The 11,053-nt window shown below is 71.8% G+C and carries 12 protein-coding genes; 9 read left to right on the forward strand and 3 right to left on the reverse strand.

Features of this window, described 5'->3' with window-relative positions:
* Window positions 1-4 precede the first annotated feature (4 nt).
* Window positions 5-802 (forward strand): 3-oxoacyl-ACP reductase, encoded by a 798-nt coding sequence (locus tag J7E89_RS24610; protein ID WP_214976564.1) that lies wholly within the window; start codon window positions 5-7, stop codon window positions 800-802.
* A gap of 67 nt (window positions 803-869) precedes the next feature.
* Here J7E89_RS24610 and J7E89_RS24615 read toward each other — a convergent pair whose 3' ends face one another.
* Window positions 870-2,072, reverse strand: a complete 1,203-nt coding sequence (locus J7E89_RS24615; RefSeq protein WP_214976565.1) for an amino acid deaminase/aldolase — start codon at window positions 2,070-2,072, stop codon at window positions 870-872.
* Between the two features lie 568 nt (window positions 2,073-2,640).
* Here J7E89_RS24615 and J7E89_RS24620 point away from each other — a divergent pair.
* Together J7E89_RS24620 and mycP are read left to right on the forward strand one after the other, a co-directional pair.
* Window positions 2,641-3,660, forward strand: coding sequence for a hypothetical protein (locus J7E89_RS24620; protein ID WP_374196876.1), 1,020 nt, complete (start codon window positions 2,641-2,643; stop codon window positions 3,658-3,660).
* A complete protein-coding gene (gene mycP / locus J7E89_RS24625; protein WP_214976566.1) occupies window positions 3,657-4,877 on the forward strand; it encodes a type VII secretion-associated serine protease mycosin in 1,221 nt (406 codons plus the stop codon). Before J7E89_RS24620 ends, mycP begins: the two co-directional genes overlap by 4 nt.
* Here the strand turns inward: mycP and J7E89_RS24630 are convergent.
* Window positions 4,852-5,760: a serine hydrolase gene (locus tag J7E89_RS24630; RefSeq protein WP_214976567.1), complete on the reverse strand. Its 909-nt coding sequence runs from the start codon at window positions 5,758-5,760 to the stop codon at window positions 4,852-4,854. The two genes, mycP and J7E89_RS24630, sit on opposite strands and share 26 nt — an antisense overlap.
* Window positions 5,761-5,855: 95 nt before the next feature.
* Here J7E89_RS24630 and J7E89_RS24635 point away from each other — a divergent pair, with 95 nt between their 5' ends.
* Window positions 5,856-6,590 carry an SseB family protein gene (locus tag J7E89_RS24635; protein ID WP_214976568.1) on the forward strand — a complete coding sequence of 245 codons (735 nt, stop codon included), beginning with the start codon at window positions 5,856-5,858 and terminating at the stop codon, window positions 6,588-6,590.
* A gap of 8 nt (window positions 6,591-6,598) precedes the next feature.
* Here J7E89_RS24635 and J7E89_RS24640 read toward each other — a convergent pair whose 3' ends face one another.
* Window positions 6,599-6,973: a DUF1844 domain-containing protein gene (locus tag J7E89_RS24640; protein WP_214976569.1), complete on the reverse strand. Its 375-nt coding sequence runs from the start codon at window positions 6,971-6,973 to the stop codon at window positions 6,599-6,601.
* Window positions 6,974-7,358: 385 nt separating this feature from the next.
* Here J7E89_RS24640 and infC point away from each other — a divergent pair, with 385 nt between their 5' ends.
* The 5 genes from infC to J7E89_RS24665 all read left to right on the forward strand — a co-directional run bounded on the left by infC (window position 7,359) and on the right by J7E89_RS24665 (window position 11,037).
* Window positions 7,359-8,024, forward strand: a complete 666-nt coding sequence (infC, locus tag J7E89_RS24645) for a translation initiation factor IF-3 (protein WP_308296014.1) — start codon at window positions 7,359-7,361, stop codon at window positions 8,022-8,024.
* Window positions 8,025-8,144: 120 nt separating this feature from the next.
* Window positions 8,145-8,339 carry a 50S ribosomal protein L35 gene (rpmI, locus tag J7E89_RS24650; protein ID WP_028815428.1) on the forward strand — a complete coding sequence of 65 codons (195 nt, stop codon included), beginning with the start codon at window positions 8,145-8,147 and terminating at the stop codon, window positions 8,337-8,339.
* A gap of 101 nt (window positions 8,340-8,440) precedes the next feature.
* The gene (rplT, locus tag J7E89_RS24655) at window positions 8,441-8,827 is read left to right on the forward strand and encodes a 50S ribosomal protein L20 (protein ID WP_138898714.1); all 387 of its coding nucleotides are present in this window, start codon (window positions 8,441-8,443) and stop codon (window positions 8,825-8,827) included.
* Window positions 8,828-8,945: 118 nt separating this feature from the next.
* A complete protein-coding gene (locus J7E89_RS24660; protein WP_214976570.1) occupies window positions 8,946-9,803 on the forward strand; it encodes an RNA methyltransferase in 858 nt (285 codons plus the stop codon).
* 94 nt (window positions 9,804-9,897) lie between these two features.
* Window positions 9,898-11,037: an ATP-binding protein gene (locus tag J7E89_RS24665; protein ID WP_214976571.1), complete on the forward strand. Its 1,140-nt coding sequence runs from the start codon at window positions 9,898-9,900 to the stop codon at window positions 11,035-11,037.
* The last annotated feature ends 16 nt before the right edge of the window (window positions 11,038-11,053 follow it).

Below are 11,053 nucleotides of genomic sequence, written 5' to 3' on the forward strand. Positions count from 1 at the left end.
GACCATGACTGCGACTGACTCGACCGACTCCATCGTCTGCCGCCGCCTGGTCGGACGTACCGCCGTCATCACCGGCGCCGGCAGCGGCATCGGCCTCGCCACCGCGCGCCGCCTGGCCTCCGAGGGCGCGCATGTCGTCTGCGGCGACATCGACGAGATCGCGGGCAAGGCCGCGGCCGACGAGGTGGGCGGCACGTTCGTACGGGTCGACGTCACCGACGCCGAGCAGGTCGACGCGCTGTTCAAGACGGCGTACGACACCTATGGCTCGGTGGACATCGCCTTCAACAACGCGGGCATCTCGCCGCCCGACGACGACTCGATCCTCACCACGGGGCTTGAGGCGTGGAAGCGGGTCCAGGACGTCAACCTCACCTCCGTATACCTGTGCTGCAAGGCCGCCATCCCCTACATGCAGCGCCAGGGGCGCGGCTCCATCATCAACACCGCGTCGTTCGTCGCGATCATGGGCGCCGCCACCTCCCAGATCTCGTACACGGCGTCCAAGGGCGGCGTCCTCGCCATGTCGCGCGAACTGGGCGTGCAGTTCGCCCGCGAGGGCATCCGCGTGAACGCGCTCTGCCCGGGCCCGGTGAACACGCCCCTGCTCCAGGAGCTGTTCGCCAAAGACCCGGAGCGGGCGGCGCGCCGGCTCGTGCACATCCCGGTCGGCCGTTTCGCGGAGGCGGACGAGATCGCGGCGGCGGTGGCCTTCCTGGCCAGCGACGACTCGTCGTTCATCAACGCGACGGACTTCCTGGTGGACGGAGGCATCGCGGGGGCGTACGTGACCCCGCTCTAGCCGTTCGCCGAGGGCCGGTCTGAAGATCAGCGTCCGAAGATCTCAGCCCGGCCCTCACCCTCTCGCCTTATAGGAACGTGCGGCCCTCGCCCCGGTACGTCGGTACGGTCGCCGTCACCGCATCGCCTTCGATCAGCTGAAGCGCGTCGAACCGCTCGCACATCTCGCCGGCCTTCGCGTGCCGGAACCACACCTTGTCACCGATCAGCAGATCGTCGGCCGCAAAGCCGATCAGCGGTGTCTGCACCTCACCGGCCCCCTCCTGGGGGTCGTACCGCAGCCCCTCCGGGAGATACGGGACGGGCGACCGGTCCGGGCCCGGGGCCCCCGAAGCGGGATAGCCGCCGCCGAGCACCGTCACCACACCCACGCCCGGCCTGCGGACGACGGGCTGGGCGAAGAGGGCGGCGGGGCGTCCCGTGAACGACGAGTAGTTGTCGAAGAGCCGCGGTACGAACAGCCCGGAGCCCGCGGCGATCTCTGTCACGGACCGCTCCGCGGCGGTGTGCTGGACGCTGCCGGTGCCGCCGCCGTTGACGAACTCCAGGTCCGGCGCCACGGCTCGTACCGCCCGTACGACGGCCGCCCGGCGGACCGCCAGCTCCCTGCGCGCGGCGCCCTGCATCATCCTGATCGCGCGGGAGCGCAGTGGCTGCCCCGCGATCTCGTCCCCGACCCCGGCGACATGACCCTCGTACGCCATGATGCCGACCAGTCGGAATCCCGGGCGGCGGGCCACCGAGCGGGCCAGCTCGGCGAGCCGGGCGGGTTCGCGCAGCGGCGAACGCAGGGCGCCGATCCGTACTCGGCCCCCGAGCAGCCGCAACGACGTGTCCAGCTCCAGGCAGACGCGGATCTCCTGCTGGCCGCCCTCCCTGGCCCGGTCGATCAGCTCCAGCTGTGCCGGATCGTCGACCATCACGGTCACGGCGGCGGCGAGCTTCGGATCCGCGGCCAGCTCGGCGAACCCGCTTCGGTCCGCAGACGGGTAAGCGAGCAGCACATCCTCGAACCCCGACCGCGCGAGCCACAGTGACTCCGCGAGCGTGAACGACATGATGCCCGCGAAGCCGTCCCGTGCCAGTACGCGCTCCAGCAGCGCCCGGCAGCGTACGGACTTGCTGGCCACCCGGATCGGCTTGCCGGCGGCCCGGCGGACCAGGTCGGCGGCGTTGTCGTCGAACGCCTCCAGATCGACGACGGCGACGGGAGCGTCGAGGTGGGCAGTGGCCCGGTCGTACCTGGCCCGGTCGGAAGCACGCGGTGTCATGGCCAGAGCTTGCCAGAGCGGATTACCGCTGGGTAGGGGGATGATCCGGTCAGATGCCGCGAGCCCGGGGACTGGTTCCCGCCTGGCCCGCGGCAGCCCGTAGAGTGGCGCTCACACGGTGAGGACGACTCGAACGGACCTGCCCCGAAAGGCGATCGGGCATCGCGGGGACAGGCCGGGCGAACCACGAACAGGGGGGCGGATGAGCACCGAGGCACACCGTGCCCCTCTCCCACCCCGCCCCACCACCCCACCACTCCCGGCCTCCTGGCACGCCCCGGACCACCCCACGCGGGCGCCGCGACCACAGCCCGCCGCCCCGGTGCCTTCACCAGCCGCTGCCGCGCCGAGCCCCCCTGGCCCGATGCCGCCACCCGCCGCGAGCCACGAGGCCGGTCCCGCTCCCAGCCCAGCATCACGCCACCCGGAGCCCTCTACCGACCCGCGCCACCCTGCCCCGCCCCCAGCGACCCCGACGCTTCCGCCCGCCCCAGGCACCCACGCCGGGCGCGCGGTGGCCGCTCCCCTTCGCTCCGCCTCCCCGCCGGCGCCCGAGGGCAGGAGGGACGTGCCGGGCGTTGAGACCACTGCGCGGCTGCGGCCCGTGCCCGCCGCGCCGGGGGCGCTGCCGCCCGAGGCTCCGCCGCCGCCCGCAGGGCTGCCCGTAACGCCGCTGCCCGGCTCCACCCGGCGCAGGCCCGTCGGGGCCGTCGACCTGGGTCCGCAGCCCGGTGCGCCCCGGCCCGCGCAGTTCGCCGCGCCGCGGCACTGGGGGGCGGGGGTGCCGGAGACGCCGGCCGAGACCACCACCCGGCTGCGGCCCGTCCGTACCCGGCGCCCCGCCCGCGTCGTGGCCGCCGCGGCCTGCCTCGTACTCGGGGTCGGCCTGATCGGCGGCGCCGTCACGGGCAGCTGGCTCACCGGCGGCGCGGACGCCGAGGCCGCCGCTCCCACCGGTTACGCCGAGGCGCGCGGCCTCTGGCACAGCGCACCCGTCGACACCCTCTTCCCGCCGAAGATCAAGGGTGACGGCGCGGGCCCCGGCGGCGCCGACCGGGTCTGGACGCGCGTCGCCGTCGCTCCCGACAGCGGCTGCGCGAAAGCCCTCGACCCGCTGCTGCTCAAGGCGCTCCAGCCGGTCGGCTGCCTGCGTCTCCTGCGCGCCACCTACACCGACGCCACCACCAGCAGCGTCACCACGGTCGGCATGATCTTCACCGAGGCCGACGCGCCGGCCATGAAGGCCCTGCGCGCGCGCTTCATCAACGAGGTACTCACCGACCGCGCCGACCTCATGCCCCGCACCTACCCGGCCAAGGGCACCGTCGCCGCCGGCTTCGGCGACCGGCAGCGCGCGAGCTGGACGGTGAGCGTGCTCACCGACGTACCCGTCGTCGTGTACGCCGTCTCCGGCTTCGCCGACGGCCGCACCGTCGCCGATCCGCAGCCCGCCAGTCGCGCCACCACCGCGGGTGCGACGAACGCCCCCGCCGAAGCGGGCCTCGGCCACGAGGCCGAGGGCATCGCCGAGCAGGTCGAACGCGGCCTGCGCAGGACCGCACGCCCGGCCACGGAGCCTCCCCGATGAACCACGTAACCGCCGCCGCACCCAAGGCCGCCCGTCGCACCCACACCCGCGCCGTCGCCGCCACCCTCGCCGCCACCGCCCTCGTCCTGCTCCCCGCGGCCCCCGTCGCCCACGCCGACAGCATCCGGGCCCAGCAGTGGGCGCTCGACGCGCTGCACACCGACGAGGCATGGCGTACGACCAAGGGCAAGGGCGTCACCGTCGCCGTACTCGACACCGGCGTCGACGGCAGCCACCCGGACCTCGAAGGCCGGGTACTGGCAGGCAAGGACCTCATAGGTTTCGGCGCGGGGAAGGGCGACCGCGCCTGGGCCCGCCACGGCACCGCCATGGCCGGGATCATCGCGGGCCACGGGAACGGCCCCGGCCGCGCCGACGGCGTCGTCGGCATCGCGCCCGAGGCGAAGATCCTCCCGGTCCGGGTGATCCTCGAAGGCGGCGACCCCGCCCGCAAGAGAGCCCGCAGCACCCGCGGCAACGCCCTCGCCCAGGGCATCCGCTGGGCCGCCGACCACGGCGCCGACGTCATCAACCTCTCCCTCGGCGACGACAGCAAGTCCGCCCACCCCGAGCCCGCCGAGGACGCCGCCGTCCAGTACGCCCTCGCCAAGGGCGCCGTCGTCGTCGCCTCCGCCGGCAACAGCGGCGAGGACGGCGACCACGTCTCGTACCCCGCCGCCTACCCCGGCGTGATCGCCGTGGCCGCCGTCGACAGCGTCGGCACCCACGCCTCCTTCTCCACCAGCCGCTGGTACGCGACCGTCAGCGCCCCCGGCGTCGACGTGATCATCGCCGACCCCGACCGCCGCTACTACGAGGGCTGGGGCACCAGCGCCGCCTCCGCCTTCGTCTCCGGCGCCGCCGCGCTCGTACGCTCCGCGCACCCGGACCTGACCCCCGCCCAGGTCAAGAAGCTCCTCGCGGACACCGCCCGCAACGCCCCCGCGGGCGGCCGCGACGACGCCCGCGGCTACGGCTTCGTCGACCCGGCCGCCGCCATCAAGGCCGCCGGCAAGCTCCGCCCCGCGGACCTGCGCCCGGCCTCGGCGCCGCACGGCAAGAAGTACTTCGGCGCGGGCCCCGACCCCCTGCGCGAGACCGGCGAACCGGCCGGCTGGCTCGCCCCCGTCGCCGGCGGCCTCGGCGCGCTCCTGCTGGCCGGCGCCGTAGCCCTCTGGCGAAGCGCCCGGGTCAGCGCGCCCCGCCGACAGCCCTGACGGCCGTACGCGCCACGTCCTCGACGAGGGTGATCCCCGCCTCCTTGGTGGTGTCGCCGTCCGAAAGTACGGCGACCAGCCAGACCCGCCCGTCGACCGTGACGCGCCCGATGCTGTTGATGTCCCACAGTCCGGTGGCGCTGCGCGGCAGCCACCCGTTCTTCAGTGCCCAGCCGTCCCCGGCCGCCGAAACACCCCAGTCCTGACCGGCGGCTATCTGCTTCATCAGCCCCTGGATGTACGTACGCGACTGCTTGTCCAGCTCCGATTCCTCGCCGAATACGGCTTCCAGCAGGGTGAGTTGATCCTGCGCGGTGGTCTGCGTCAGCCCCCACCGCTCGCCGTTGCCCCCTTCGGTGGAGACGAGCCCCAGCCGTTCGTTCGCGGCATCGAGCCCGTCGCTGCCGCCGATCGCGTGCCACAGGGCGGTCGCCGACGCGTTGTCGCTGTTCACGATCATGTTCCTGGCGTACGCCTTCTCCTGCGCGGTCAGCACCCGCCCGGTGTCCTGCGCCCGCAGCAGCAGCGCCGCCAGAATGTCCACCTTGACGATGCTCGCCGTGTCGTACGCCTGGTCCCCGTAGACCGCCGCGTCGCCGCTCTCCAGGTCGAGTACGCCGACGGACACCGACGCGTCCGTGTCCGCCGCCACCGGACCGACGGCCTTGGCCAGCACCGCGTCGAGATCCACGACCTCCGTCTCGGGTTCCTCGGGCTCCACGATCACCCGTTCTCTCTCCAGTGCGGAGTACTGGGGCGCGCTGCCCGCAGACGGCTCCGACACCGGATCCGGCGGCTTCCGCTCCACGAGGTTCGTATTCGCGGCGACCGTACAGGTCACCAGAATCACGGCCGTCAGTAAGGAGGCTCTCTGTCGAGGCATGAGCCGGACGCTAGGAAAACAAACTTGGCGTCGGCTGTGCCGCAGATTAAACCCCGATGAGAAAACCCTCACCGCCCGGCGGCTAGGCTCGACGTGTGGCGCTCAAGAACATCCCTGACCCCGGTTTCTCCGACGACGACGGCACCGCCGACCCCCGGCTGACGGCGGCGCTCGCCGCCTGGTCCGCCGACAGATCGGCCGAACCGCAGGTCCTGGAGGCGCTCAAGGGCGCCCGGCTCCTGGTCCCCGTCGTCGCCGTACTCGGAGAAGCCGAGACCGACGAGAAGAGCGGGCTGCGCCGCGAGAAGAGCAGCGACATGGCCGTGCCGACCCTCCAGGCCGGCGACCGCCGCGCCCTCCCCGCCTTCACCTCCACCGAGGCCCTGGCCCGCTGGAACCCCGAGGCGCGCCCTGTCGCCGTACCGCTGCACCAGGCGCTCCAGGCCGTCGCCCACGAGCGGGCCGACACGCTGGTCCTCGACCTGGCCGGCCCCGTGCCGTACCAGCTCACCGGGTCCGCGCTGCTCGCCGCCGCCGAGGGACGCACCAGCGCGGTGCCGCTCAACGACCCGGCCGTGACCTACGCGGTACGGGCCGCTGTCGCCGCGGAGCCCGCTGTGCTGCGCGCCCACCTCGGCCCGGGCAGCGCCGACGGCACCCTCGCGCTGGTCCTCGCGCCCGGCGCCGAACCGGCCGAGGCGGCCCGCCGCGTCGCCGAGGCACTGGCCGCCGACGAAACGCTGAGGGCCCGCCTGGTGCGCGGCCTCGACCTGGCATTGCTGCCGGCCGGGGTCACGCCTCCGGGCGAGCCCTTGTTCGTACGGGGATAATTCTTCGATCAGCCGTAAACCGGGCCCGTGTACTTCTCGCCCGGGCCCTGGCCCACCTCGTCCGGTACGGCGGATGCCTCGCGGAAGGCCAGCTGCAGGGACTTGAGCCCGTCCCGCAGCGGCGCCGCGTGGAACGAGCTGATCTCGGTCGCGCTGGCGTCCAGCAGGCCGGCCAGCGCGTGCACGAGCTTGCGGGCCTCGTCGAGGTCCTTGTGCTTGTCGCCGTCCTCGGTCAGGCCGAGCTTCACGGCGGCGGCGCTCATCAGGTTGACCGCCACCGTCACGATCACCTCGACGGCCGGTACTTCCGCGATGTCGCGCGTCATGGCGTCGAAGTCGGGGGCTTCGTCGGGGGATTCACTGGGGGAGGTCGCGTCACTCATGAGGCACACGATATGCCCCGGACAGTGAGGCTCTGGCCCCAGTCCGGCCGGGGTCGCCCCTCCCCCCGAGAGCTGCTAACCTTGTGTAACGACCGGCCGGACACCTGTGTGCCCGGCCCACAAGTGGAGGCTCCGATCTCCCACCTGGCTGTCCTCACGGACGGCGGGTCACCGGTCAGGCGGTCCCCATCGTTCCGTACGGACGATGGAGCGCCGCTCGATATTGCGCCCCGCGGTAGATGCGCGGTGGTGCTCCGGTACATCCAGGAGCCCCGCCTGTGTTCCCGTCCGGGGCATTTTTCATGGCTCCCTGAGGTTGGTCTCACGAAACAGACGTTACGTGGCTGTCTGCCAGACAGTCGTGTGGTGCTACTGAGGAGGATCCATCAGCGCTGAGCCCCGCATTAACGACCGGATTCGCGTTCCCGAGGTGCGACTCGTCGGACCCAGCGGCGAGCAGGTCGGCATTGTGCCTCTTGCGAAGGCCCTGGAGCTTGCGCAGGAGTACGACCTCGACCTGGTCGAGGTCGCGGCGACCGCCCGTCCGCCCGTGTGCAAGCTCATGGACTACGGGAAGTTCAAGTACGAGTCGGCCATGAAGGCCCGTGAGGCGCGCAAGAACCAGGCGCACACGGTCATCAAGGAAATGAAGCTCCGGCCGAAGATTGACCCGCACGACTATGACACCAAGAAGGGTCATGTCGTCAGGTTCCTCAAGCAGGGCGACAAGGTCAAGATCACGATCATGTTCCGTGGTCGTGAGCAGTCCCGCCCCGAGCTCGGCTTCCGACTGCTTCAACGTCTGGCTTCGGACGTCGAGGACCTTGGCTTCATCGAGTCGAATCCCAAGCAGGACGGCCGGAACATGATCATGGTTCTCGGCCCGCACAAGAAGAAGACCGAGGCCATGGCCGAGGCGCGCGAGGCCCAGGCGGCCCGCAAGGCCGAACGCCAGGGCTACGCCACCGACGACGCCGAGCAGGCCGAGTCGACGGACGAGGTCGCCGAGGCCCCGGCCGAGGCGCAGACCGAGACCCCTTCCGAAGCGTGATCCAGGGGCTGCCATCCAGGCGGCCCCGGGTTCGGCCCGGAAGCCACATACCAACGATCTGACGCTCCCGCTTTCCGGTAGGTACCGGGGGAGCGCCACTGACGAGGAGAGAACGGCGCTATGCCGAAGAACAAGACGCACAGCGGTGCCAGCAAGCGCTTCAAGGTCACCGGCTCCGGCAAGGTCATGCGCGAGAAGGCCGGCAAGCGCCACCTCCTGGAGCACAAGTCCTCCAAGAAGACCCGCTCGCTGACCGGCGCTGTCGTGGTGTCCCCGGCGGACGCCCCGAAGATCAAGAAGCTTCTCGGCAAGTGATGTCGCAGCTCCGGGCGACCGGGGCGCGACGTCGAGACCGAGACCAATACGTTTCCGGGCCGTGTGAGTTCACCCGCGGCCCCGCTACAAGGAGTTAACAAGTGGCACGCGTCAAGCGGGCAGTCAACGCCCACAAGAAGCGCCGGGCAATTCTCGAGGCGGCCAAGGGCTACCGCGGTCAGCGTTCGCGCCTGTACCGCAAGGCCAAGGAGCAGGTAACCCACTCCCTGGTCTACAACTACAACGACCGCAAGAAGCGCAAGGGCGACTTCCGTCGGCTGTGGATCCAGCGCATCAACGCCGCTGCCCGCGAGAACGGCATGACGTACAACCGCCTCATCCAGGGTCTGAACGCCGCCAACATCGAGGTGGACCGCAAGATCCTGGCCGAGCTCGCGGTCAACGACCCGAACGCGTTCGCCTCCCTCGTAGAGGTCGCCCAGAAGGCGCTCCCGAGCGACGTCAACGCCCCGAAGACCGCCGCCTGATCCAGGCGAGCGACACCGTCTTCAGACCGGACCCGCAGGCGTGCGCCGCCTGCGGGTCCGGTGCGTTGTACCGCACGTGCACGACCCCCTTCGTACGCAGAGAAGTGAGCCGCCGACCATGGGCACCCCCGAGCTGATCTCCCCGCGATCCCCGCGCGTCACCGCCGCCAAGCGACTGGCCAAGCGGAGCTTCCGCGGCAAGGAGCGCAGGTTCATCGCCGAGGGGCCGCAGGCCGTCCGCGAGGCGGTCGAGCACCGCGGTGACAGCGGGGAGGCGACCCTGATCGAGCTGTTCGCCACCGTCGATGCCGCCGAGCGGTACGCCGACATCGTCGACGCCGCCCGCGCCACCGGCGCCCGGGTGCACCTGGCGCCCGACGAGGTGCTGGCGGAGGTCTCGCAGACCGTCACCCCGCAGGGCATCGTCGGCGTCTGCCACTTCCTGGACTCGCCGTTCGAGGAGATCCTCGACGCGAAGCCCCGGCTCGTCGCCGTCCTCGCGCACGTCCGCGACCCCGGGAACGCCGGTACGGTGCTGCGCTGCGCGGACGCGGCCGGGGCCGACGCGGTCGTCCTCACCGACGCGTCCGTCGACCTCTACAACCCCAAGTCCGTCCGCGCCTCGGTCGGCTCGCTCTTCCACCTGCCGGTCGCCGTCGGCGTCCCCGTCGAACAGGCCGTCAGCGGGCTGAAGAGCGCGGGCGTACGCATCCTGGCGGCCGACGGCGCGGGCGACGACGACCTCGACGACGAGCTCGACGCGGGCACCATGGGCGGGCCCTCGGCCTGGGTCTTCGGCAACGAGGCCTGGGGTCTGCCGGCGGAGACCCGCGCACTCGCGGACGCCGTGGTGCGCGTTCCGATCCACGGCAGGGCCGAAAGCCTCAACCTCGCCACGGCGGCCGCTGTGTGCCTCTACGCCTCCGCGCGTGCGCAGCGCGCTTCCGGAGGGTGCCGCAGCGTTACCTCCAGCTAGTAGGGTGACGGCTCGGGGGCCCTCCCCCAAGCTCTCGGCTCCGCTCGAGCAGGGAGGTACCCCCTCCGCTCTTCGGAAGAGGTGGGATACGGGGATGGCTGTCGGCACGAGTGGTCCGTCGAGCCCGTCGAAGGCGGGCGGTGACGCCTTACCGCGTCCGTACGCGCAGGACGGCAACGGCATCGATCCGGACGACCTCCCCGACGGCCTAGCCGTCGCCGACGAGAGCGGCCGCGTCGTGTGCTTCAACGCCGCCGCGGTGCGGATCACCGCCATCACCAAGGACGACGCTCTTGGCAGACCGCTGGAGACCGCGCTGCCCCTCGAAGACCTGGAAGGCCGGCGCTGGTGGGGCCTGACCGATCCGTACGGCGGACTCGCCACCCGGAGCGGGCAGCCCGAACGCAATCTGCTGCTGCCCGGCGGCCGCGAGGTCCTGGTCTCCGCACGGTACGTACGCCACGAGCCGACCGGGCCCGTGCGGCGGGTCGTCGTCTCCATCCGCGGCACCGACGCCCGGCGCCGTACCGAGCGCAGCCACGCCGAGCTGATAGCCACCGTCGCCCACGAGCTGCGCTCCCCGCTGACCTCGGTCAAGGGGTTCACGGCGACGCTGCTCGCCAAATGGGAGCGCTTCACGGACGACCAGAAGAAGCTGATGCTGGAGACCGTCGACGCCGACGCCAGCCGGATCACCCGGCTGATCGCCGAGCTGCTCGACATCTCGCGCATCGACTCCGGACGCCTTGAGGTGCGCAGGCAGCCCGTGGACGTACCGACGGCCGTCGGGCGCCACATCCAGGCGCACATCTCCAACGGCCAGCCGCCGGACCGCTTCCTGGTCCGTATCCAGCAGCCGCTGCCCGATCTCTGGGCAGACCCGGACAAGATCGACCAGGTCCTCGGCAACCTGCTGGAAAATGCGGTGCGGCACGGGGAGGGAACGGTCACCATTGAGGTGAGCGCAGCCCCGATGAAGACCGCCGACCACTCTGTGAAGGGAACAGCCGTGACCGTGAGCGACGAAGGCGCCGGCATTCCCGAGGAGTCGATGGGGCGCGTCTTCACCCGGTTCTGGCGGGGCAGCAAGCGCGGCGGCACCGGCCTCGGCCTGTACATCGTCAAGGGCATCGTCGAGGCGCACGGCGGCTCGATCACCGTCGGGCGCGGACCCGGTGGCGGCGCCCAGTTCCGATTTATTCTGCCCGTCGGCGCTCCGGCCTATCTCGCCTGAGCAGCCCACGGGCTTC

It is taken from the genome of Streptomyces sp. ISL-100 (assembly GCF_018614615.1).
GTDB lineage: Bacteria > Actinomycetota > Actinomycetes > Streptomycetales > Streptomycetaceae > Streptomyces.